Here is a 23,514-nt window from a genome sequence, read left to right on the forward strand (position 1 = left end):
GAGTACACAAAACTAGATAAAATCAAAATTTTGGAACTGATGAAGAAAATAGAAAGTAAAAAAATTCAGTAAAAAGTGTCTAATAGCTATATTAATAGGTAAATGATTGAATGCTAAATAGCCGTATACTTCTATATAATTTGAGTGTACGGCTAAAAGCTAGGGATAGATCACATATTATTATATTTAAAAAAATGGAATGGTAATTTCTGAGAGCTATTTAAAAAATCTGTTGCTTTCAAAATTTCCTATAGAAACCTCAGAATTTGAGTGGAGATATATGCCGCTGCCATCTCTTACGTCATCCTTCCAGTCACCTATATACTTATCGCCATTTGACCAGTTATGAGTACCTTTGCCATGGCGCATGTCATTTTTCCATTGGCCTATATAAGTTTCACCATCTGACCATGTGAATATACCAAACCCAGTTTTTTCACCCATTTCCCATTGGCCTTCATACTTGTCACCATCTGGCCAAGTGTAAATACCATAACCATGTTGCATATCATTTTTCCATTGGCCTATGTATTTTTCACCACAAGCCCAGGTAAAAGTACCTTGACCATTCATTTCATCATTTTCCCAGTCGCCTGTATACTTACTGCCATCATTATAGAAATAGATGCCTTTACCATGCATTTTACCATATTTACGTTCACCTGCATAATGCCCACCATGGACATGCACACTAGTGTCTTGTTTAATATTTAATTTTATGCTATCTAAAGCTAACTCAGATATTTGAACTTTTTTCATTTGTAACTCTCCTTGTATATAATATATAATTATTTTTTCTTAAGATAAGTTTTGATAAAAAGAAAATGAAAATCATTATCGATTAAACACTTAAGTTGATTATATCATATAAAAGACTATAGTCTATATTATTTATTAAATTCTTTAATATTTTTTTGCATAATCCATAATCAAGAATTGTCAGATAATTTTCTTGATTTGCAGCTACACTTATAGATAAAAGTATAACAAAGATATATAATTAAATTGTAAATTTTTATTTTATGAGGAGGATGTTACCTTGAACTTAAAATATAAAATAATAGCTTTATATTTAACTTTAATTTGCAGTTTGCTATTACCAAATTGTACACATGCTAAAGATTTGAGAACTCAGAATAATGTTACAACTGATAAAACATGGTCTATAAAATTTAATGTTCCAATTGATACCAAAACATTAGATAGTAATATAAATATTACAGATAGTAAAGGAAATGTACTTAATACTGTCTTTAATGCAAGTGCAGATAATAAAATAATTACCGTAATACCAAAAAGAGCATACATTCCCAATGAAACATATACTTTAAATATAAATCAAAATATTAGATCAGTTAGAGGAAAATCTTTAGAAAAATCTTCAACTAAAAGTTTTGTAGTTTCCAATATATATAGCATAAATACTGAGAATGAAAAAATTATAAAAAAAGTACGTTCTTATTTTTATACAAATAATGAATTAAAAAATATGAAAATTAAATATTTAGGAAATGTTGAAGGATATTTTATTTATTATGTTCCTTTGAAGCCAGTAGTAGAGGAAGGAAATGATTACACGGCAAAAGGATATGTATTTTCGGCAAGAAGCATGCAAAGAATTGTGGGTATTAAAGATGGTGAATTATATACATTAGGAAACTTAATATTTGAAACATCATTAAGGGAACATGTAGGAGAAGTATATAACTTACTAATAGATGAGTTTAAAGATCTAAATAATATACCTTATGAAATATAATGTAGACAGTATTTTGCTATTATTAGCAAGCTCAGGCAGGCCTTTGCAAATCCCTCCAGAAATTATTGGAACAAAAGGGGAAGTGGATATATATTACCGGGTGAAGAAATTTAAATAAACAGTGGAGGAAAATAATAATGACAAGAGATGAAGTTGAGTCAATTTTACTGAAAATATTGGAAACAGAGGAGATACAATTAGATTTTCCATCTAATGAGGATTGGAATTCTATAAGTAGTAAATTCAATTGTAAGTTTAGTGATGATTTTAGGTTCTTTATTGATCTAATGTCAAAATATACATTTCCAGGAGATGTTTATAATGTGGCAACAAGTAAAACTAATGGGAATGACAGTATCACATTAGTTTATGATTATGAAATGAAGGGTGGGAATTGGAATCAAGATTTTATACCTTTCTATGGAATTGGTAATGGTGATTATTTTTGTTTGAATGTAAAGGAATGTCCTAATTCTAAGGTATATTACTATTATCATGAGGACTCCAGGGTAGAGAAGTATAATGATAGCTTTGAAGAGTGGATTAAAGATTTACCAAATTTTCTGGGTTAAAAATAGCATATAAACTGAATACAAAATACTTACTATTTAAGAAAGGAACTTAGGAGAATGATTACAAATATAATTAAGACCGAATATGGATTAGAAGGAAAAGTACAATTTAAATTATTCAATAAGATTATTGATGTATTGATGCCTGAAAATATGGATATGAAATATGCAAATTTGTGTGTTGAAAGTTTAAATAATTTAGATGAAAAAGTTATAAATAGCTTGTGTCAATATTCAATAGATTATTGTAATGATTTTTGTAGTGAAGTTGGGGAAGAAACTTATGAGTTTAATTTATTAAAGGATGTATTAAATTATATAACTCCCATTTGCTTAATAATTAGCAGTCCTAAAGATAAGAATAAAATAGCTTTTCATTTAGAATTGAACTGTGCTTGGGAAGTAGAACATGGATTAGAGTGGACAATCTGTGATGGCAAAATACTTTATGTTGGCTCCTTTGAGAGTGAAGATGGTTGGGAAGAGATTTCCTATTATAAAGAACTTAATTGGAACTATGTATTTAATGAAACATACTGTACTTTAAAGAATTTACCAACTATAGATATACTTAAAAAGAAACTTATTTCTATGTCTGCCCTTGATATCATTTTTAGTGAAGAAGAATGGTTAAGAGTATATACTTGGAATCCTAATTGGGATGAAAAAAGCTCTTTAGCTGTAGTTGATAATGGTGGTGGAGATACAATGCATATATTATTTTCTAAGGATGGATGTATTATTAAAGGCTTTGACCATGAATCAGAGTTATCTCCTTATGCTCAAGAAGAATTTGAGGTATGGAAAGGCATTTATGAAGACGTCCCTAAAGTATTATTAAACTTGCTTGATGATGAAGCCATTGAGCAAGATGATGTTACATTTTGTATTTGGCAGGATAACAATAATAAGCAGTGGCAAAAAGGAAAAGTTGAAATTCCAGAAGGATGCAGTGATGGTTCTGATTATATGCTTAGTAGAATATTTTCGGTAGAGGATTATATAGATTGGTCAAAAGATTATTGGGGACTGGGAGAAGAATTATCTATTGAAGATGTAGAAAAGATATTTAATCATCAGCCAATTACAGAAGAAATGATAAAAAAATTAAATGCAGATAGAAATATCAAAGCAGCAATAGAGGAACTTAAGAAAATTAATTATCCCGTAGAATATAAGTTTTAATTAAGTTCATTTTTAAAGAATATGCTATACCAATTACAGATACACCAGTAAGTGAGGATATTATAATACAGTTATAATAAATGTTTGAGTGGCATCCATATAATTTATTTTAGAAAAATGAGCTATATGGATGCCAAATTTAAGTTATTTTAAAACAACTTACTGCATATACTGTTTGGCTTTCTCAAGTCGCTGCTTCAATTGCAGGATTTTGCCTTTTTGACTACCTAAATATTGCGAGCTGCCAGCTAGGTTATAGATAGACTTAGATATATGCTCCATGCTATCTTTTATTTGTTTCTTATAGGCAGCAGAGCCTTTAGGATAGATACTTGAAAATTTACTATTCCTAATTAATGAATCAATTGATGATACACAGTCAGAATAATCATTATAAATCTTTTCCATATTGTTATGCTCTATTTGTGCAGCTTTTATATACTCAGATTTTAAGCTTTCCAATCCATCTGGGCTTTGTAGGTTCGAAATATCTTCTGTTACCCCTATAGCCCCACCCAAATTAGCTAAATTACTATAATTGTTGCTAAATTCATCAGAAAAAAAGTCGCGAACAGCTTCAACTGATGGAGCAGGCTCAGAAGCATTTTCGTTCATAGTATTTTCGATAGCTGAAAGTACATAACTAAAATCTGAAAGACTTTTAGAAACTAATGAAGTATTATTTAACATGTCATCACAAGATTTTAAAAGTATGTTTATATAATCTTTTTCAGCCTGACTTATTTTTTCAGGATCTTTAAAGGAGTATTCAATAGGAAAATCTATAGAACCTAGTCCTCCAAGTAAAACTATATTCGAGTAATTTTGAGTATTTATAAAGCTTTTCTGATTTTCTATGTCTTGTCCATCTGTAAGTATTATAGGGGCATTAAGTTTAGCTGCTAAAGCAGTGCCAGAAAGAGCATCAGGGAAATTTGTACCATTTGCAATTATGGCTGTGTCAGTATTTAATTTAAAGTATTTGGCAATATTAAGGGAGGTTTCATATCTATCATTGCCAGCTACTCGGATTATTTTACTATCATCTAAGGTTGGAACTAAATTCTTTAGCTCTCTTACTATTTCAGCTCCTACAACACCAGTTCCACCAACAATATATACTTCACTTGGTTCAATGTTTGAAATAGTGTTTTTTATTTCATTAGGTAGAGCTTTCTTTTCAGTAATAAATATAGGATAACCTTTTGCTGCTGCAATGCTTGAAATGCTGAGGGCATCAGCAAAGCCGTCATAACCGTTAGTTATAACAATTGGAGTCTTTTTTTCTATATCAATACTTTGAACAATAACCTTATTTGTTTCAGCTCTGTTTATACCGCCAAGTCTTATAATGTTACCATAACCAAGATTCTTCATGTACTTTACAAAATCTTCACTTATAGAGCCGCTGCCACCTAAAATGTATATAGTACCGCTTTTATCAAGATGATTAATAACATAATTTATAGAGTCTGTACTTTCATTTACTGTGTTATTTAATAGTAATATGGGTGCAGTATATTTTTTAGAAAGTATACTTCCAGTTAAAGCATCAGGAAAGTCTTTTCCGCTTGCAATAATTACGTTTTGTATTTTTCCATTACTGAAGTTATTAGATATATTGACAGAAGTTTTATACCTGTCTACGCCATATAATCGACTTACATTATATCTAGTTTCAGCATGTGCAGTAATAGAAGCAGTTGTTACAATGCTAGAGGCAACAATTAAACTTAATATTTTTTTCAAATTGTTTACAGCTCCTTTGTAATTTTATAATTTAATTTTATTAAATAAGTGTTAGGATTTCTATAGTAGATGAATGGAATTTTAATGAGTGTGACAACCTAGAAATATTGTACGGGAAAAGTCGGATAGAAACATGGACTTTCTGATATTATGTTGATGAGAGGGGAGGTCATAAAGTGGATTCCATTAAAAGAATGAATGATGCATTAAATTATATTGAAGAAAACCTTGATAACGAGATTGACCTTAAAGAAGTAGCGAGGCTGGCTCTTTGCTCAGAATACCATTTCCAAAGGATGTTTTCTTTCCTTGCAGGTATTTCGCTTTCGGAGTATATTCGTCGAAGACGACTTACTCTTGCAGCCTTTGAGCTTAATAATAGTAGTATCAGAATAATTGATGCTGCCATTAAATACGGATATAAGTCACCTGACTCTTTTACAAGAGCGTTCCAAAATTTGCATGGAATAACGCCTTCTGAGGCTAGAGTTAACGGTCAATCATTAAAAGCTTATCCAAGAATGACCTTTCAACTATCAATTAAAGGAGGAAATGAAATGAATTACAGAATTGAAGAAAAGGAAGCGTTTAGTATTGTTGGTATAAAGAAAAGGGTACCTATAATTTTTAATGGAGTTAATCCCGAGATTGCTGATATGTGGCAAAGTCTAAATCCTGAGATGATCCGTGAACTTAAAGAGCTATCTAATGTTGAGCCATTGGGGATCATTAGTGCATCTGTAAATTTTTCTGAAGGAAGAATGGAGGAGAAGGGAGAGCTTGATCATTATATAGGAGTGGCAACAACAAAAGAGTGTCCGGATAATTTTGCGAGGCTTGAAGTTTCAGCTTTAACATGGGCTGTATTTGAAGCAGTTGGACCATTTCCGGATACTTTACAAGATGTTTGGGGACGTATCTATTCAGAGTGGTTTCAATCATCAAACTATCAAATAGCAGAAGGACCTGAAATTTTATGGAATGAGAATAAGGATATAACTTCACCAAACTTTAAAAGTGAAATTTGGATACCTGTTATAAAAAAGTAATATGCATTTTTAAGAAGGTTACATTAATTCTTATCCTAGGATTAATGTAACCTTTTTTATAAATTTAAAGTAATTGTTTTAATATAGGTTTAAATAAAAAGCTGATTGACAATACTAATTATTAATGTTAATATGTCTATGAAAATAATAGACAGGAGGAAATTATGGAGGAGTTGTTTCGTAGCGCTACAATAGAAGATTTTAAAAGGGGATATATTTGGAATAGCAAAGAAGGAGAATTTATTTGCCTAATATGTGGTGAAAAAATTGGTGAAAGTGATGTGCATGTAAAGGCTCATATTGAAAAGCATGGGAATCCAATGGAAAGGCTGCTTTTGCTTGACAAGAAGTATACTGGGCTTACTGAAATTCAAAAAGAATTTCTAATAATGACATCAAATAAATATACTGACAAAGAAATTGCTAGTAAGCTTGCTTGTACAGAATCAACAGTAAGAAATATGAGATTTGCTTTAAGGGAGAGAGCAAGGCAAGCAAGAGGCTTTTTAGCAGCAATGGAGTTAACTGAAGAGAATATACCTACATTAACACCTCCTAAGCTTAGAAATTTTCCTGCTAGGGAAGGAAAGAGAAAAAAGCTATTGCCAAGATTTGCTGCGCTATTTGAACCAAAGAAGGTGTACACAGAAGAGGAAGTAAAAAAACTTATTAAAACTATCTATGAAGATGATTGTACTATACGACGTTATCTAGTAGATTATGGATATCTAAAGAGAACCAAGGATGGAAGTAAATATTATAGGAATTGCGAGGAGAATATGATGGAGAAGTTAAATAGAAAAGAACTTATTAATAATTATAAGCAGCAAGAAGTGGAAATGGGAATAATTAAGATACATAATACAATTACAGGTTATTCTTTTGTGGATATATGTAGTAATCTATATAAGCCTTTTGAAGGAATAAAGTTTAGATTAAATATGGGGAATTTTAAATTAAATAAACTACAAGAAGATTGGAAAACATATGGAGAGAATGCTTTTACTTTTGAAGTGGTAGAAAAACTTAAACAAATTGAAGGAGCTACAGAAAAAGAAAAAATGGAGGATTTAAAGGAGCTTCTACATATGTGGATTGATAGTCAGGGAGAAAGTTTAAAATTGTACAAATAAATTTAGGAATAAGGAAGATTTTAATTATAAATAAATTTGAAGGAGTGATTAGATGGAAAGGTCATCGCCTGCGGCAGTAAGTTTTTTTAGAAATCGTTTTGTTCAAGTTATTATGATTTCAGGTATTCTGTTACAAATAGGAATATGGGTTCGTAATTTTTCTATTCTATTGTTTGTAATGGAAAAAACCAACAATGATGCTTTTGCTGTTTCAATGATTTCTGTTGCGGAATTTGCTCCAATATTTATTTTTTCTTTTATAGGAGGAACCTACGCAGACCGCTGGCCTCCAAAGCGTACAATGGTTTGGTGTGATTTATTAAGTGCCATTTCGGTGCTATTAGTATTGCTTACAATAATTTTTGGGACTTGGCAGGCTGTATTTTTTGTAACATTTATTTCGTCCATTCTTTCACAATTTTCTCAACCATCTGCTATGAAGCTGTTCAAAATTCATGTACCTGTTGAAATGCTTCAGATGGGAATGGCAATGTTTCAAACATTGATGGCAATTTTTATGATTATAGGGCCAATGCTGGGGACATTTGTATATCAAAGATTTGGTATTAATATTGCAATTGGAGTAATGGGAGTGGCATTTTTACTATCAGCATCGGTATTGACATTTCTACCTGCTGACAATAAAGAAGAAAATAAACAAGCGGAGACAAATTTTTGGCAGGAACTAAGTGACGGTTTAAGATATGTATGGGAAAGAAAAGTACTTACTATACTTGGAGGAGTTTTTGCTATAGCAGGTCTCGCAGTAGGAATTATTCAACCTCTAGGAATTTTTATTGTAGTGGAAAAATTGGGTTTGCCAAAGGAAAATTTACAATGGATACTTGCAACAAATGGTGCAGCAATGCTTATAGGTGGTGGTATACTGATTAGTTTTTCAAAAAAGACTAGTCCACAAAAACTACTTGCCATTGGTATGTTTGCTAATGCTATATCAATTATAGGGATTGGAATATCGACAAATTGGATAATTACTCTTGCATTTGAGTTTTTAAATGGATTGTTTATGCCTTGTATTCAAATTGGAATCAATACTCTGATTTTACAATTTACTGAACAGGAATTTGTGGGAAGGGTTAATGGTGTTCTAAACCCACTTTTTATGGGAGCAATGGTAATCACCATGAGCTTAGCAGGATGGTTAAAGGTTCAGTTTTCTCTAGTAATTATGTATATGGTTTCTGGGGCTCTGTTCTTCTTAGGAATGCTTTTAACTGCAAAGTTATTTAATAAAGAAAATAAATTGATTGCTGGTGGGGAATAGGTGAGAGCTTAAGTATAGAATAGAAAAAGCAAGAGTGTTACGAAATACTGTAAAAAGTATCTTTGTGACACTCTCTTTTAATTTTTTTGTAAATCATATTTAGTCTATTGACCAAAGCGGTCAATAGTTTTATAATAATATTGACCAAGTTGGTCAGTAGGCGTTGGGGGCATATATTATCTGAATAAGTTAGACTTAGAAGAGAGATGTCATCCCACTTTGTTTCTATGAATAGTTACTGAGAAAGAAGGTTAATGGTATGTTTTCAAAATTCCTAAGCATAGATATAGAAAAGCAGAATCGTATTTTAAATGCAGCCATGAAGGAGTTTGCAAAGAATGGCTATGAAAAGGCCTCTACAAATGAGATTGTTAAAGAATCAGAGATATCAAAGGGATTGCTATTTCATTATTTCAAAAATAAAAAGCAGTTGTTTTTATATTTATATGACTACTGTGTAGAGTTAAATATGAATGAGTTTTATAAAAAAATTAACTTGAACGAATCAGATTTTTTCACAAGGTTGCGTCAAACACAGTTGATTAAAATGGAGCTTTTAAAAAAATATCCTGAAATATTCAGGTTTATTAAATCTGCATATTTAGAGGAGTCAAGTGAAATAAAGCAGGAGTTGGAAGCCAAAAACAAGGAATTAATGAAGAAGGGTGTAGATGTATTATTTAAAGGTATTGATACCTCTAAATTTAAAGAGGGGATTGATATAAAAAAGGTTATAAATATTGTTGTATGGACTTTACAAGGCTTTGCTAATGAAGTGATGACAAGAGAAAAGCTATCCTCATCAAATCAAATTAATTATGATAATGCCTTTTTAGAAGAAGATGAGTATTTAAACATGCTTAAATACTGTTTTTACAAGTAAAAGGAGGAGCTATTATGGGAGATATGGTGAAAGAGTTTAAGGAATTATCTACCGAACTTCAGCTAATGGCTGGTGGAAAGGGTGCTATGCTATCAAAAATGTTTCAGGACGGCTACCCAGTACCTGATGGTTTTGTAATTTTACCATGGGCTTTTCAGAATGAAAAACTGAATGATGAAGCTTGGAAGGAAATAAAGGCTCATTTGAACAGAATAAGAGAGAAACATAAGGATTCATCCTTTGCAGTGAGATCCTCTGCTTTAAGTGAGGATTCTGCACAAGCCTCCTTTGCAGGAGAGTTTGAAACAGTTCTTAATGTTGTAAGTGATGAGAAGATTTTTGAAGCTATATATGAGGTTTTTAAGTCAAAGTATTCGGATAGGGTAAAAGCATATAGCAATGTACATGGCATGGAGCAGGCTCATCAGATAGCTGTGGTGGTTCAGCTTATGGTTCAGTCTGAAATTTCTGGAGTATTGTTTACTGCTAATCCAATTACAGGCAGTCATGCTAGTATGAGTGGTAATTATGTATATGGATTAGGAGAGCAGCTGGTATCTGGTGAAGCAAATGCATATGCTTTTTCTTTGATAAGACCTAAGGGAAAATATGAAGGCCCAGATGAATTCAAGAAATACGCTTTAGAGTTATATAAGTACGCATCAAAGCTTGAAAAGAAATATGGAGGCGCTTGTAGGAAAAGGAAAACTATATATACTTCAAGCAAGGCCAATTACGACCTTAAAGACAGGTAATAGTGATACTTATGAATGGAATGATACCTTGGATGGAGATTATTTATGGACAAATACAAACGTTGGAGAGGCAATTTCTGATGTTTCTACTCCACTAAACTGGTCTTTAATAAGATTATTGGATGAAGAACAAATGGTTATTCCAGGATATTACATGATTTCGGGCAATATTTGTGGAAGAGCATATACAAATATTAGTAGAGCGTTATCACTATACCCTGCATTTGGAAAGGATATTAAACCTCTTTTAAAAACCATGAATGAAGTATTTGGAAAGATACCAGAAGAAGTGAATATTCCTATATATCCATTTTCAAGGATGGATTTAGTAAAGGCAATGGCACCTAAATTAATGCATCGTCTGAAAAATATGATTAAGCTTTCTAAAGAAATACCACAACATCTTAAGGAATCTTCACAATTGTGTAGAAGAGTTACTGAAGGCATTGAAGAAGTGAAAATCGGGGAAGAACTGCTATCTTTATGGAAAACTGAACTTCTTCCTCTTAATTTTAAGGCAATGTGGGTTATGCTTATTGGTGGCAGAAAGATGGTTCTTGCTAATAAACTAAAAGATGAGCTCACAAGGCTAGTAGGAACAGAAGATACAAATGCACTGATGTCTAACTTCAGGGAAAGTTTGGAATTGAAAAGTCTTGGTCCTGTCATAGGAATATCAAAAATTATAAAAGGAGAGATGAGCCGGGAGGAATATAAGGTGCTTTACGGTCATCGAGGACCACATGAATTTGAGATATCTATACCTCATCCTGGTGAGGATGAAACTTGGCTTGAGAAACAAATAGAGGAATTTATAAAGTCAGGTACTAATGTATCGGAGCTTCTTGAGAAGCAGAAGAATCAGTATGAAAGAGCATTTAAAAAATTACAGCAGCGCTTTCCTAGAGAAGCTGTGGGTATTGAAAAGAAATTGGTAAAGGTAGCTGAAGCTGCCAGGCTTAGAGAATCTGTTCGCTCAGAATGGACGAGAGCCTTTAGAGTTAATCGTGCCTTTGCGCTTAAGGCAGGGGAACTTACTGGCTTGGGAGAGGATATATTTTTCCTTTATATTGATGAAGTTTTAGCTTTGCTTTCTGGAAAAAAATTAGGAATTGATAATATATCAGTTAGAAAGGAAAACTATAATAAATATAAAGCTCTTCCACCACTTCCATCAATTATAAGAGGAAGATTTGATCCATTTAAATGGGCAGAAGATCCAGATAGAAGAGTTGATTATTATGATTCTACTATGCCTGTTGTTGTTTCAGATGATTCTGAAACTTTAAAAGGATTTGCCGGGGCAGCAGGTAGAATTGAAGGAACTGTTCGGGTCCTTCAAACTCCAGAAGAAGGGGAAAAATTTCAGGCTGGTGAAATTTTAGTGGCATCTACAACTAACATAGGATGGACACCACTTTTTCCAAGAGCTGCAGCTATAATCACTGATATAGGAGCTCCACTTTCACATGCAGCTATAGTAGCTAGAGAACTTGGAATCCCTGCTGTAGTAGGGTGTGGAAACGCCACATTAAGATTAAAAACAGGAGACAAAGTTATTGTTGATGGTGGACAAGGTGTAGTGGAGATATTGAAATAGCAGATACCAAGGAATATAAGAAAGCTTTCAGTACACTTGATAAGGCTGCCTTTTATAAATAGAATCAACGTTGTTATATCTGTAGGCTCATAATGAACATTGAGCTATATATTAAGAATTTACTCTATGCTGAACATTAAAATATGCATAATATCACAAAAAAATAAAAGCACTAAAGGTTTGCAAATAAACCTCATATGGGTAAATTGTCTATATGAGGTTTATTGTAAGCGTGCTTTACTTGCTATAACTAGACTTTTTAATTGATGATATAATTAATTTATTTACATATGATATCATTAGAAAACAAATTGTTAATAATCCTTAGGAGAAGCTAACGGACCATGAGAGACGCCTTGCTATCTAGTACAAAAATTCTCTAAGTTCTTAGCCGAACTGTAACATATCTCTCCATTTATCATATGAATTATACGGTTTTTCTTATCTACTTCTGAAATATTATCCTTATTAACTAGATAGGCTCTATGAAATCTTATAAAACGTTCATCTAAAGTTTCTTCTATATCTTTCATTTTACCGTAAAACTCAACTTGTCTATTAATTGCGTGTAATATTATCTTATGAATTGTATCAGAGGTTTCAAAGAAAAGAATATCCTTATATTTTACATTTATAACTTTATCTTCTTTTCTTATTGTAAAAATTTCACCATCATCTTCATCACTCTTTAAATATCTCTTTTTAGTTTCTAAAATGCATTGTTTTATTCTTTCAGCCATATTTGAATAATCATCTTTAATTATATAATCCATAGCTTCAACCTTGTAGGTAAAAGTCAAATAACTCATTTCCCCATGAGTAGTTACAAATACTATGAACCCTTTTTCGTCAAACTCTCGAATTTTACTGGCTAGGGTTATACCGTTAATATCAGAATTTAAGCCCACATCTAAAAAGTACAAAGAAATATCTTTATCATTTTCTTTTGCTTTGTTTAATACCTCCATAGGATTTGGAGATGCTATTTCAATTGTCATATCTAATTCTTCTTCTAGTATAATATCTTTAACTATCCTTCTTATCCTATTTCGATGCTCTTCAATATCTTCACAAATATATATTTTTATCATAAACGTATTCTCCTATTTATAATTTCAATGTTTTGGATAAATAAATTATCTTCTATACTGGTATCAAGAATAGTATTGTAGTAATTGCCAAGTATGCTTTTTAAATTAGCAAGTCCTATTCCTCGCCCAGTTCCTTTAGTTGAAAATCCACTTACATATATTTCGTGTATTTTAGGCGTTTCTCCTTCAAATGAATTAATCACTATAAAGCTAATAGATCTTTGTTTTTTAATAATTCCTAGCTTTAAAACTGGATTAGTGCATAAAACTGCTGCTTCAATAGCATTATCTAGTAAAATACCTAAAATTCTGCACAAATCAATAGTATCCATCTCTATATCTTCAATAGGGTCCACAATATCTATAAATATATCTATTCCTTCTGATTTTGCTTTTAAAACCTTTGAAGAAATAAGTCCTTTTATCTCTGGGGTTTTTATATTTGAAAGTAAATTTAGTCTTAAAGAATGCTTGTTTAAGTTATCATTAAGCGGTAATATTTTATTAAGAAAAAAACTTTTTAATCCAGCAAAATTATCTGTATCTAAATATCCTCTTATACAAGATAGTATATTTACAAAGTCATGCTTAAAAGCTCTAATATCTTCATTTAAAACTTCTATATTATTTGTGTATTCTGTAAGTTTTTCCAGTTCTAATTGTCTAAATAATATTTCCTCATGTCTTTTGCTTAAATATATGAATGCTAAAATTATTCCAAAGAAAATAACAATAGTCACTTCATTTAAAATTAATAAGGCATTAAAAATAATTTCGTTAAAAGCTATGATTGAAATGGTGTATGCTGTAAATCTATCAATGATTAAAGCAAAAGAAAATAAAGATATTATGCTGTAATATAAAAAACTATTTTTAAATATGTCTTTGATATTATAATTATTGAGTTTACTATATTTTTTTATTAAGAATATCATAACTATTGTGTATAGATAACTTACAAGGGTTGATATAGGCATAAAATAAGTATCATAAATTAGCTTGTCATAATTAAAAACACTAATGAAAATTATTTTAACCAAATTTACAGCAAAGCTATTAACTATAAATAGTATAAATACTGAAAATAGTGCTTTTTCTAGATATTTAACTTTTTCCTTATGATAAGCTATAGAAAAAGTTGCAATTAAACCTATACTTAAAATAAACCTTGTATCTAAAATACAGCTAATATAATTTAATTTATCCTCAAATATTAAAAATAACATCATAAGACTAAAAACACTTATACTTATGATTAAACATTTTTTAACTTGAAATTTGAATAATCCCAGGAAGTAAATAAAATATATACTTACAAGGCAAGTGGATATATTCAATATATAAATCATAAAAGCATCAACTCCATGTAAAATAACTTTAAATTAATTTAATAACCAAACTTATTATATATAAAATTATAGTTAATTTGTATATAATAAGTTTAATTAATTGTAATTTTAGTATTATTTAGATACTTGTTCTATGGTTTTAATTTTTTTAATCTTGAAATATAGGGTAGTAAAACTTATTGTAATAAATGAGTCAATAGCAGATGATATAATTATATTCACTCCTGATGATATGGAGGAATTAAATAAATGTTTTAATAGCCTTAATAATGCTTCATCATTAATTAAAGTCATAATTATAGAAATTATAAATATTTGAAAAATAAAATTTCTAAAACCCTTACTAAAATTTATACTATTTTCTATAGAATCTTCTATTCCATTATTTTCAAGAATAAAGACTTGAAGATAAAATGCTGAATATACACAGAACAGTATTCCTGGTATAACTAATGCTAGCGTTCCCAAAATAGCTATAATGCTCACTACTAAATATAGAGCTAAAGCGCTAAAACTTCTTGGAATTAATTCTTGAATAATATTTTTTATATCAACTTTTTCTTTTTTATATTTTTTATCTACTATTTTAATTATTATCATCTCTCCAATAAAAATTATAAATTCGCCAGAAGCATAAAAAATAAGTTTTTTAATTGTAAAATTATAAGAAGAACCGTAGAGTGTGGATATAGCTTTTCCTACTAATACAAAGGTCATAGTTGCAATTAAAATTTCTTTGTTTTTGAGACTTCTAAGTGACTCTTTTAGAATTTGTAAAATTGATATTTCTTTATTAATCTCCATTTTGAAACCTCCATATTTAGAATACATATTCAATAAACTTTATAACTTTATTCTAAATAGAAACAACCTATATTTCATTAAAAAAGTAATGAAATATGAATTATTTGTAGTGAAATGTTAATTATTACATTAATTCAATACTAACCTGATTTGTTAGTGTGCCAATATTATCTATTTCTAATCTTATAACATCACCCAAATTGAGTAAATGACCATTTTCCATTCCACAACAATTAGGAATTGTTCCGGATGCCATAAACTCCCCTGCATAAACCTTCTCTCCTTTGGAAGCATAGGCAATAGCTTTTCCAATGGAATGATAAAATTCATTTAGTTGTCCTTCAGCAGCTAATTCTTCATTAATAAATACCCGTGTTTTTAAAGTATTAAGCACTGGTAATATTTCATCTGTTGTTACAACTACATTAGATATGGAACTAGCAAAATCTTTTGCTTTACACGGTCCAAAGCCTGTTTTCCGCATCTCATCAAGCTGAACATTTCGGGCGCTGAAGTCATTAAATACACAAAAAGCACCTACAGCAGCAAGACCTTCTTCTTCAGTTGCATTAAGAAGATCCTTGGTAATGATCATGCCAAGTTCTAACTCATAGTCTTTAAGTGTTGCATAATGTGGATAGCTTACTACTTCACCATCTCCAATAAATGATAGGGTATTTCCCTTGTAATATACAGGATTATCATACCATGCTTTTTTAGGTTTAAAAGCTGGAAATGGATGTCTGAATATAGCTTCATAGGCTCTTACTATTGGATATACCTTGGGCATAGTATATTTTGTAAAAAGCCTACCACTGTTAATTACATGTCTTTCACACAGCATGAAATCACGGTAAAGTAGGGGACGAAAAGGTATAATTTCTTTCATATTCTCAGTTTCATGGGCAATTTTCAAATCAGCTTTTTGTAAAAGGAAATTTAAATTTTCTCTATTTTCAGGAAGTGTTTGTAAAAACAAAATAAGGTCTTTAGAAACAGACTTTATTTTTGAATATTCGTTGCTGTTATCTGTCTGAAACTGTTCCAGCAGCTTAGATAGTACAATCCATTGTCCTTTGTATAAAACAGCAAGTGAAACTTCATTCTCTTTTGAATTTATTTGTAACTTCTTAATTTTCAATTTAATCTCTCCCTATATATTAATTTTGTTTAAAAAAATTGATGAAGGTTAATGTTACTTGAACATGTTCAAATGAAACTAATTTAATACCCGAAATGAAGCCTGTAATGACAGCCATATCGGGTTATTATTATCTATTTCTATTAGTTTTCTGCTATTAACAATGCAAAATCTTTTATTTCATTTTTTAATTGCAATATATGTTTTTTTGCTTGATGGATTTCAGTTTTTGGTACATTATAAGTTGGTAAGCTAAAGTCTAAAATCATATCAATTCTTTTTTCAAGAGAAACCTTTCTAGTTAAATATTGTGTAGCAATAAAACTGCGCATAGCGCCTTTAATTGCCAAGGTTCTTATGTAATAGTCCTCAAACTCAAAATCAGGATTATAATTTTTAAAAAGAATTTGAGATCTTCTAGCAGCAGCATCTACAAGTCCATCAAAAATACTTTTTAAACTGTAAGCTTCATAATAGATTTCACAGATGCATTCATCTTCTTCTACTGCTGTAAGTTCAATAGCACAGGATAGTCCATATCGGAGAACTGGGTCTAAATCTTCTCCAAAATAATTGCAAATGACCTCGTCACTCTTCTTAAAGGTTTCAAGAATAAGACTTTTGAAGATTTCTTCTTTATTTTTGTATAGGTAATATATACTGCCAATTAATACACCAGATCTTTCAACAATTTGACGAATTGTGGTCTTTTTGTAGCCCTGAAGTATGAAAAGCTCTTTTGCACTCTGAAGTATTTTGTTTCTAGTGTCTTCCATCATAGTCACCTCAAAAATAATCTTTTTTTAACATGTTCAACAACTAAATAATACTACCTTGGATATAAAGTGTCAATAATTATTTTAACATGTTCAAGTTTTTGTAACAAATTGAGTAGTATATAAATATTATTTATTAATAGGAAATAAATTTTAGCCTTTTGTAGAATTCTGCAAGAAGCTAAAAAACAACGAATAGGAGGAAAAAGTTATGTCACATCATAAAGATGATATTAGAATTGATAAAGCAGAAGATACTTCTTTGGAAATAGAAAATATTTCAGTAGGAGCAGGAGCGTATAATAGCTCATGCAAATCATCAGATAATGGAAAAGGTGTAGGCGTAATGTATCAGCAACAAGGTGCTGTAAAGATACACAATGGAAGAATAATAGGTTGTGATAGTGAAGGGTATATAGTAAGACATTGTTCAGATGCAAGTAAGGGAAGTCCTTTTAAATATGACAAATTTTATTTTTATAATGAAAAGTATTTTCGTACCCATACTATTAATCATTCTCATGCACATGCTTTCATTGATATTGGCATAAGAAATAATAAACATGTATTTTGTTATTATGGAAAGGAAAAGGATGCTAAAAACCTTCATACTCATAATGGCATATTTCATTCTTTTACCTACAAAGATCCTACAACTAAGAAATCTATAACCAGCAGTGATTTTAATACTTTTTTAAGTTTCAGCACTGCCCCTCATTTAGTAAGTAAGATAGTTTACTATCATTATGTTGAAGAATATGATAATAAAAAACATCAAACTGTTTTAAGATATGTAAAAACTTCAGCATCTGATATAAAACATTATGGAGAGGTACCAAATAAATAATATATCAGCAAAAGAGGAATTTCAAAAACATTAGTAATCTCAGGCAAACCTTTCTAAGCATCCTAGAACGTTTATTTTGTTTTAGGGCTATTGGATAAATTTAGATATTAAGTTTAAGAGAGTAAAGCACTAATCGTTGGAGGATGGGTGCTTTTTCTCTTTATCATTAATCTCCATGTAAATACTAAGAAACTTTATTTCAATAATTAACTTATAAGCAAATAGGTTATATTTAAAAACTGGTATTTTTAGGGTATGGAAAATTTAAAATAAGAACTAACGTTTGCATAAAACCCGAAAATTATACCAATACTATAGTTAAGTAAAATTTGGTATAATTAAAGGAGATTTATTATGGATTATCAAAAAATTGAGGATTCAGTTTTAAAAATGCTATGGATTTTTTTAGACAAAGTGCAGTTAATTTCTTTGGAATAGATACTAAAATAACTACATCAGCGGAAACAGAATTAAAAGATATAAAAATAAGTACAAATATTATGGATTATACCTTTTATACAGAGGATGGTAATTATCTTCATTTTGAATTTCAAACCACTAATAAAGAAGAAGACATAAGAAGATTCTTATTCTATGATGCATCTTTACATTATAAAAGCAATAGAAAAATAAAAACTATAGTTGTATATTCAGCGGATATAGAAAATGTTAAAACGTATGTAGATGCAGGTAATATAAAGTATAGCATAGATGCATTTTATATGAGTAGTATGAATGGAGATGAAAAATATGATATTTTAAAGGATAAAATCGAAAGTAATGAAGAGCTTACTGATGAGGAAATATTAAGTCTTACATTTATACCTTTAATGAAGGGAAAATTAACTAGAACGGAGAGAACTTTAAAAAGTATAGAATTAGCAGATAAGATAGAATCGGGTGAAAAGAAGATAAAGTGTCTTACAATGCTGTATGCACTTTTAGAGAAGTTTGGGGATGAAGAAAGCAAGAAAAAGTTTAAGGAGGTATTCAATATGACTGAAATTGGGAAAATGATATTAGAAGATGGAATGGCAAAGGGAATGGAAAAAGGTATAGAAAAAGGAAAAGCAGAACTTTTACTTAAACTATTAACTAAGAAGTTTAAAAAGTTACCAGATGAATATAAAAAAAAGGATAAAAGAATTGTCCAATGAAACATTGGAAATAATAGGACTAGAAATATTTGATATGGAAGATATTAAAGAACTTGAGAAGTATTTTTAAAAATATGAGTTGTTTTTTATAGTGGTTTGTTTAAGTAGGAATCATAGGTGAATTCCTACTTAAACAATTATATTTTACAGAATTAAACTTAGTAATTTTCTTTCAATAATGGAGTACAGTTGCCTGAATAATATATGCGTAAAATATGAAGAGCTCTGGTGCAAGCAGTATATAGCAGCAGTCTTTCTTCTTCGCAGCAATAATTTTCATCTCCTGCATTATATATAAGCACTACATCAAATTCTAACCCTTTAGCAAGATATGCTGGGATTACCAAGGTATCACTTACATATTCATCATCGTCCTTTAATATGGCTTTAACATTAATCCTTTCTTTTAAAAAATTGTATACTTCATTTGCTTCTTTTACAGTTCTTGTTATAATACCAATGGATTTATAACCTTTCTCCTTATGCACTTTTATATCCTCAAGAAATTTTTCTTTTATAGCTTTTTCATCTGAAAAACCAAGGATTAAAGGTTCAGCTCCACTTCTTTCTACACATCCATCAGTAATCTCCTTGCCAAGCAGCCTTCTGGAGAACTTAGTAATTTCCATGGTTGACCTGTAACTTTTGGTTAAATTTATTATGCAAGTATTATCTTTGGGAAATATATGAGAGATGTTGTTATAATCTCCTACATTCATAAATGGATTGATTGATTGATTAAGGTCACCCAGTATGGTCATATTAGCATGGTTGAAAAGCTGATAAAAGATTTCATACTGCAATGGTGTATAATCTTGTGCTTCGTCAATAATAACATATTTGATTTCTGAGGTTTTAGGAATTCCTTCTAGTGCTCCTTTGAGATATAGAAGAGGAGGTTGATCCTCATAATTAAGCTTTCCAGCCTTCAAATTTTCCAAAGTATAGCTCTTTATTTCATCAATTTCCTTCTCGCTATATCCAGTATTACAATTTCCAGAAAAACATTCCAATTTCATAAAAAGCTTTTTATAAATATCCATTAAATCAAACTCTGTCATTTTATTGATTTCAGAATATATATCCTTCATTTCATTTTTTACAATAGCTATACTGCGATTCCTAATTTCTGTTTTATCTATATAAGAATCTGACTCCTTAATCTCGCTGATTACTTCTTCAACCCAATCTTTTTCATAAGGTTCCATAAGAAATAATATTCTTTCTCTTATCTTTTGAAGTCTTCTTTTTAGTGGAAGCTGTATATAATCTTTAAAAAACAGCTCTTGCAAATCCTTAGAGGAGATTATTAACTTGTCTCTTACAATAATATCATTAAAGTTCGTATCTTTTTTTTCAGCATAGTCTACATATTTTTTTAATATATCTATAAATTGCATGGAAGATTTATATTTTATACTCATTATTCTTTTTTGATACATTGGACCTTTCTTAGCTGCAAGAATAATTTCCATCATTTCACTGTAATCTTCCTTTTTAAAAGCAGATTCTAAGACCTTTTGCATATATTCTTTAAATGTAGTTTGGCACATATTGTCTTCTCCAAGTTGAGGTAATACATTGGAAATGTACTCATTAAAAATTTCATTTGGAGAAAATATTATTATATTTTTTGATGCTATCTTATCTCTATGCTTATATAAGATGTATGCAATTCTATGAAGAGCAATGGAAGTTTTTCCACTTCCAGCAGGCCCCTGAACGATCAAATTTTTATAATCCTCATTACGAATTACCTTATTTTGTTCTCTTTGAATAGTTGTCACTATGTTCTTCATTTTACCATCAGTGCTTTTACTCAACATACCTTGAAGTATTTCATCATCAATATTTAGATTGCTGTCAAACATATACTCAATTTTGCCATTATTGATTTTGTACTGTCTTTTTAAAGTAATTTCACCATGGATTTTTCCTTCAGGGCATATATAATTAGCTTTTCCAATTTCATAATCATAGTACATGCTGGAAATGGGTGCTCTCCAATCATATACTAGAAAATCAAAATTGTCGTTGATAAGATTAAAGCTTCCAATATAACATTTTTGAGTTTTCTCATCTCCTCTTTCAAGAAAATCCATCCTCCCAAAGTAGGGAGATAAAAGTATTTTTTTATATTTTTCTTCAAGCTTTCTGACAAATTCATGTCTTTTTTTCTGTATTTTCATAGTTGTGATGAATTCCATAAAGTCTACAACCTGATCCAACCCATTAGATATGGACAAAGGACCTACATCCTGCCAAAGCTGCTTTTGTGTTTCAATAGAATCCTTTCTAAATTTTTCTTTAAAATCATGTTTTTCATTAAACTGTTTTTGAGCTTCTTTGAGCACTTCTTGCAGCCATTCATTTTCCAGTTTCCATTCAAAGTTGTTCAATTAATCCCATCCTTTCCTTAATAACAAATAATTCAGTAAGGTTATCGTAAAAAAAACATTGACATTGCTTTGGAAAAATAGTATAATATAATTGAGAAAATATATTATACATAAAAAGCGCAACGTTAGTAGATTTATATTATCATTTTTGTTTTGGTGTGTCAATAATTATACACATCTTTTCGTTAACTTTAATTATCAAAAAATCTTGCTCATTATTAATGTGAGTTTCTATCCACACATTCTCTATTTCCAATACAATAGGTACAATGTAATTTATTAGGTATTTATTTTATATGCTCTTTAAAAATGCTTAATAAACTAGTATATAAATTGTTATTAACAAAAATTGTTTCAGTTTTTGTAGAACATCAAATGATCTACAAAGCTTGGAACAATTTTTTGTTGTTAAAGGTCGGTAAATATTAATTAAGTTGCATAAATAAAGGTTTATTAATAATAATGTAGAATAATTTTAAAGAGATTTATTTCAAAGGGGGACATATAATTCATTTGATAAGAAAACAAATTCATTTATTTTTCAAGGAAATCGTCATATGTCAATAGATGAGTATAAGAACTATATTGGAAAATAACTTAAATAAAAATACAATATAAATTTTAGGGGGAATTGTCTATGCATGAATTAACACAATTAATTAAAAATGATATGAAGCCTGCATTGGGGGTAACGGAACCGGGTGCGATTGCCTTTGCGGTATCAAAAGCAAGAAGCTATACAAAAGGAAGTGTGGTGAAAATAAATGTAGCAATGAACAGTGGTATGTATAAGAATGCCTTTACTTGTGGAATACCAAACAGCAACCAGGTTGGTAATGTCTTTGCTGCAGCGCTAGGTTACGTGGCAGGAAATGCTGAGAAAGGTCTTGAAGCATTGGAAAATGTAACAAAGGAGGATAACATAGAAGCTCGAAAACTGGTAAAGGCTGGTGTTGTCACAGTTGAACTTAGGGGAATTACAAGTAAAATATATATAGAAGCTAAAGTTATTACTGAAAGTGATACAGCTGTTGTTACTATAGAGGATTCGCATACCAATATCACAAAGATTACTGTAAATGGAAAAGTAGAAATGGAACAAAAAGATGAAAAAGGGAATGACGATGATGAGTTATTAGAAGAAGCATTTGATATACATAAATATACTCTTCAACAATTATACGATTATATTACAACTGTTGATATTGAAGAAATAAGTTTTATAAAAGAAGCTTATAAAGTTAATCTGGAATTATATAATGAAGGGTTAAAGAATTCTAGGACAACATTTTCCAGACATCTTTTGAAAAACAATGGAGGAAAGGAAATCTCTAAAAGTGAACAATCTACTGCATCTTTATTGTGCAATGCGGCAATTGAAGCTCGTGTAATTGGTTTGGATAAGCCAGCAATGAGTATTACAGGTTCTGGTGCTCATGGAATTATAGCTACTATGCCTTTGTATGCAGCTTATAAAGTAAATGGTTATACTGAAGAGCAGCTGCTTCGTGCTACTGCGCTCAGCTATTTAGTTTGCATGTATATTAAGGAATATTCTGGAAAGCTTTCAGCTTTTTGTGGTTGTGCAATAGCAGCAGGTTCTGGAATGGCATGTGCATTGGTATATTTGCGAGGGGGAACTGTAGATATGATGTCCAATGTGCTGAACAATATGGCTAGCAGTATTACTGGTATGATATGTGATGGGGGAAACCAGGGGTGTACCATGAAAGGAATTGTTGCTGTAGATGCTGCCTATAAATCTGTAGATTTTGCAATGAACGGTATATATATTGATAGTGTACATGGTATTAATGGTAAAACCCCTGAAGAAACCATGAAGAATATGGGCTGCATTGCATCTCCAGGAATGATTGGTACAGAAAAAACCATTGTAGAGATTTTTGAAAACAAAAGGAGAAGTTAGTAATCAATATGGAGTGTATCGCTAATAGCGTACATTTGTATTATTCAATTGAT

At 30.4% G+C, this 23,514-nt stretch carries 21 protein-coding genes; 13 read left to right on the plus strand and 8 right to left on the minus strand.

The genetic code is table 11. The annotated features are described in order from the left end of the window. Nucleotides 1–216: 216 nt before the first annotated feature. Nucleotides 217–759: a phosphatidylinositol kinase gene (locus Q6H37_RS10765; protein ID WP_318741770.1), complete on the minus strand. Its 543-nt coding sequence runs from the start codon at nucleotides 757–759 to the stop codon at nucleotides 217–219. A 280-nt stretch (nucleotides 760–1,039) separates the two neighbouring features. Here Q6H37_RS10765 and Q6H37_RS10770 point away from each other — a divergent pair, with 280 nt between their 5' ends. The 3 genes from Q6H37_RS10770 to Q6H37_RS10780 all read left to right on the plus strand — a co-directional run bounded on the left by Q6H37_RS10770 (nucleotide 1,040) and on the right by Q6H37_RS10780 (nucleotide 3,516). Continuing rightward, nucleotides 1,040–1,759, plus strand: coding sequence for an Ig-like domain-containing protein (locus Q6H37_RS10770; RefSeq protein ID WP_318741772.1), 720 nt, complete (start codon nucleotides 1,040–1,042; stop codon nucleotides 1,757–1,759). Between the two features lie 137 nt (nucleotides 1,760–1,896). Next, nucleotides 1,897–2,331, plus strand: a complete 435-nt coding sequence (locus Q6H37_RS10775; RefSeq protein ID WP_318741774.1) for an SMI1/KNR4 family protein — start codon at nucleotides 1,897–1,899, stop codon at nucleotides 2,329–2,331. 57 nt (nucleotides 2,332–2,388) lie between these two features. Beyond that, on the plus strand, nucleotides 2,389–3,516 hold the full coding sequence (locus tag Q6H37_RS10780) for a DUF6985 domain-containing protein (protein ID WP_318741776.1): 1,128 nt from the start codon (nucleotides 2,389–2,391) through the stop codon (nucleotides 3,514–3,516). A gap of 159 nt (nucleotides 3,517–3,675) precedes the next feature. Here Q6H37_RS10780 and Q6H37_RS10785 read toward each other — a convergent pair whose 3' ends face one another. Beyond that, entirely contained in the window at nucleotides 3,676–5,265 is a 1,590-nt protein-coding gene (locus Q6H37_RS10785) for a cell wall-binding repeat-containing protein (protein ID WP_318741778.1), read from the minus strand. 176 nt (nucleotides 5,266–5,441) lie between these two features. Between Q6H37_RS10785 and Q6H37_RS10790 the strand changes: the two genes are divergently transcribed. From Q6H37_RS10790 to Q6H37_RS10815, 6 genes are all read left to right on the plus strand, one after another. After that, complete coding sequence (locus Q6H37_RS10790) at nucleotides 5,442–6,314, plus strand: AraC family transcriptional regulator (protein ID WP_318741780.1); 873 nt, start codon at nucleotides 5,442–5,444, stop codon at nucleotides 6,312–6,314. 164 nt (nucleotides 6,315–6,478) lie between these two features. After that, complete coding sequence (locus Q6H37_RS10795) at nucleotides 6,479–7,447, plus strand: DUF2087 domain-containing protein (RefSeq protein ID WP_318741782.1); 969 nt, start codon at nucleotides 6,479–6,481, stop codon at nucleotides 7,445–7,447. 52 nt (nucleotides 7,448–7,499) lie between these two features. Next, on the plus strand, nucleotides 7,500–8,732 hold the full coding sequence (locus tag Q6H37_RS10800; RefSeq protein ID WP_318741784.1) for an MFS transporter: 1,233 nt from the start codon (nucleotides 7,500–7,502) through the stop codon (nucleotides 8,730–8,732). Nucleotides 8,733–8,991: 259 nt separating this feature from the next. Next, nucleotides 8,992–9,615, plus strand: coding sequence for a TetR/AcrR family transcriptional regulator (locus Q6H37_RS10805; RefSeq protein ID WP_318741786.1), 624 nt, complete (start codon nucleotides 8,992–8,994; stop codon nucleotides 9,613–9,615). 14 nt (nucleotides 9,616–9,629) lie between these two features. Next, nucleotides 9,630–10,370 carry a PEP/pyruvate-binding domain-containing protein gene (locus Q6H37_RS10810; RefSeq protein WP_318741788.1) on the plus strand — a complete coding sequence of 247 codons (741 nt, stop codon included), beginning with the start codon at nucleotides 9,630–9,632 and terminating at the stop codon, nucleotides 10,368–10,370. Then, nucleotides 10,297–11,970, plus strand: a complete 1,674-nt coding sequence (locus Q6H37_RS10815; RefSeq protein WP_318741789.1) for a PEP-utilizing enzyme — start codon at nucleotides 10,297–10,299, stop codon at nucleotides 11,968–11,970. The genes Q6H37_RS10810 and Q6H37_RS10815 overlap by 74 nt, the downstream gene beginning before the upstream one ends. Before the next feature lie 359 nt (nucleotides 11,971–12,329). Here the strand turns inward: Q6H37_RS10815 and Q6H37_RS10820 are convergent, their stop codons facing one another. From Q6H37_RS10820 to Q6H37_RS10840, 5 genes are all read right to left on the minus strand, one after another. Further along, entirely contained in the window at nucleotides 12,330–13,061 is a 732-nt protein-coding gene (locus Q6H37_RS10820; protein ID WP_318741791.1) for a LytTR family DNA-binding domain-containing protein, read from the minus strand. Next, nucleotides 13,058–14,290 (minus strand): sensor histidine kinase, encoded by a 1,233-nt coding sequence (locus Q6H37_RS10825; protein WP_318741793.1) that lies wholly within the window; start codon nucleotides 14,288–14,290, stop codon nucleotides 13,058–13,060. The genes Q6H37_RS10820 and Q6H37_RS10825 overlap by 4 nt, the downstream gene beginning before the upstream one ends. Before the next feature lie 234 nt (nucleotides 14,291–14,524). Further along, nucleotides 14,525–15,214, minus strand: coding sequence for a hypothetical protein (locus tag Q6H37_RS10830; protein WP_318741795.1), 690 nt, complete (start codon nucleotides 15,212–15,214; stop codon nucleotides 14,525–14,527). Nucleotides 15,215–15,338: 124 nt separating this feature from the next. Continuing rightward, entirely contained in the window at nucleotides 15,339–16,355 is a 1,017-nt protein-coding gene (locus Q6H37_RS10835) for a fumarylacetoacetate hydrolase family protein (protein WP_318741797.1), read from the minus strand. A gap of 143 nt (nucleotides 16,356–16,498) precedes the next feature. Beyond that, complete coding sequence (locus Q6H37_RS10840) at nucleotides 16,499–17,131, minus strand: helix-turn-helix domain-containing protein (RefSeq protein WP_318741798.1); 633 nt, start codon at nucleotides 17,129–17,131, stop codon at nucleotides 16,499–16,501. A gap of 211 nt (nucleotides 17,132–17,342) precedes the next feature. On the opposite strand from Q6H37_RS10840, the gene Q6H37_RS10845 reads away from it, so the two are divergent. The 3 genes from Q6H37_RS10845 (at nucleotide 17,343) to Q6H37_RS29570 (ending at nucleotide 19,205) form a co-directional block, all read left to right on the plus strand. Next, a complete protein-coding gene (locus Q6H37_RS10845) occupies nucleotides 17,343–17,978 on the plus strand; it encodes a hypothetical protein (RefSeq protein ID WP_318741800.1) in 636 nt (211 codons plus the stop codon). Nucleotides 17,979–18,373: 395 nt separating this feature from the next. Then, nucleotides 18,374–19,135 (plus strand): hypothetical protein, encoded by a 762-nt coding sequence (locus Q6H37_RS10850; protein WP_318741802.1) that lies wholly within the window; start codon nucleotides 18,374–18,376, stop codon nucleotides 19,133–19,135. Further along, a complete protein-coding gene (locus tag Q6H37_RS29570; RefSeq protein ID WP_412523917.1) occupies nucleotides 19,098–19,205 on the plus strand; it encodes a DUF4351 domain-containing protein in 108 nt (35 codons plus the stop codon). Before Q6H37_RS10850 ends, Q6H37_RS29570 begins: the two co-directional genes overlap by 38 nt. Before the next feature lie 88 nt (nucleotides 19,206–19,293). Here Q6H37_RS29570 and helD read toward each other — a convergent pair whose 3' ends face one another. Beyond that, nucleotides 19,294–21,534 carry an RNA polymerase recycling motor HelD gene (helD, locus tag Q6H37_RS10855; protein WP_318741803.1) on the minus strand — a complete coding sequence of 747 codons (2,241 nt, stop codon included), beginning with the start codon at nucleotides 21,532–21,534 and terminating at the stop codon, nucleotides 19,294–19,296. A 637-nt stretch (nucleotides 21,535–22,171) separates the two neighbouring features. Here helD and Q6H37_RS10860 point away from each other — a divergent pair. Further along, the gene (locus Q6H37_RS10860; protein WP_318741805.1) at nucleotides 22,172–23,461 is read left to right on the plus strand and encodes a serine dehydratase subunit alpha family protein; all 1,290 of its coding nucleotides are present in this window, start codon (nucleotides 22,172–22,174) and stop codon (nucleotides 23,459–23,461) included. Nucleotides 23,462–23,514: the final 53 nt, after the last annotated feature.

It is taken from the genome of Clostridium sp. JS66, from assembly GCF_033561535.1.
GTDB lineage: Bacteria > Bacillota > Clostridia > Clostridiales > Clostridiaceae > Clostridium_AM > Clostridium_AM carboxidivorans.

Coding starts and splice junctions, on each gene's coding strand:
- Q6H37_RS10765 (WP_318741770.1), bottom strand. CDS start 759: ATGAAAAAAGTTCAAATATCTGAGTTAGCTTTAGATAGCATAAAATTA.
- Q6H37_RS10775 (WP_318741774.1), top strand. CDS start 1,897: ATGACAAGAGATGAAGTTGAGTCAATTTTACTGAAAATATTGGAAACA.
- Q6H37_RS10780 (WP_318741776.1), top strand. CDS start 2,389: ATGATTACAAATATAATTAAGACCGAATATGGATTAGAAGGAAAAGTA.
- Q6H37_RS10795 (WP_318741782.1), top strand. CDS start 6,479: ATGGAGGAGTTGTTTCGTAGCGCTACAATAGAAGATTTTAAAAGGGGA.
- Q6H37_RS10800 (WP_318741784.1), top strand. CDS start 7,500: ATGGAAAGGTCATCGCCTGCGGCAGTAAGTTTTTTTAGAAATCGTTTT.
- Q6H37_RS10805 (WP_318741786.1), top strand. CDS start 8,992: ATGTTTTCAAAATTCCTAAGCATAGATATAGAAAAGCAGAATCGTATT.
- Q6H37_RS10810 (WP_318741788.1), top strand. CDS start 9,630: ATGGGAGATATGGTGAAAGAGTTTAAGGAATTATCTACCGAACTTCAG.
- Q6H37_RS10815 (WP_318741789.1), top strand. CDS start 10,297: ATGGAGGCGCTTGTAGGAAAAGGAAAACTATATATACTTCAAGCAAGG.
- Q6H37_RS10820 (WP_318741791.1), bottom strand. CDS start 13,061: ATGATAAAAATATATATTTGTGAAGATATTGAAGAGCATCGAAATAGG.
- Q6H37_RS10825 (WP_318741793.1), bottom strand. CDS start 14,290: ATGATGTTATTTTTAATATTTGAGGATAAATTAAATTATATTAGCTGT.
- Q6H37_RS10830 (WP_318741795.1), bottom strand. CDS start 15,214: ATGGAGATTAATAAAGAAATATCAATTTTACAAATTCTAAAAGAGTCA.
- Q6H37_RS10840 (WP_318741798.1), bottom strand. CDS start 17,131: ATGGAAGACACTAGAAACAAAATACTTCAGAGTGCAAAAGAGCTTTTC.
- Q6H37_RS10845 (WP_318741800.1), top strand. CDS start 17,343: ATGTCACATCATAAAGATGATATTAGAATTGATAAAGCAGAAGATACT.
- Q6H37_RS10850 (WP_318741802.1), top strand. CDS start 18,374: ATGGATTTTTTTAGACAAAGTGCAGTTAATTTCTTTGGAATAGATACT.
- Q6H37_RS29570 (WP_412523917.1), top strand. CDS start 19,098: ATGAATATAAAAAAAAGGATAAAAGAATTGTCCAATGAAACATTGGAA.
- Q6H37_RS10860 (WP_318741805.1), top strand. CDS start 22,172: ATGCATGAATTAACACAATTAATTAAAAATGATATGAAGCCTGCATTG.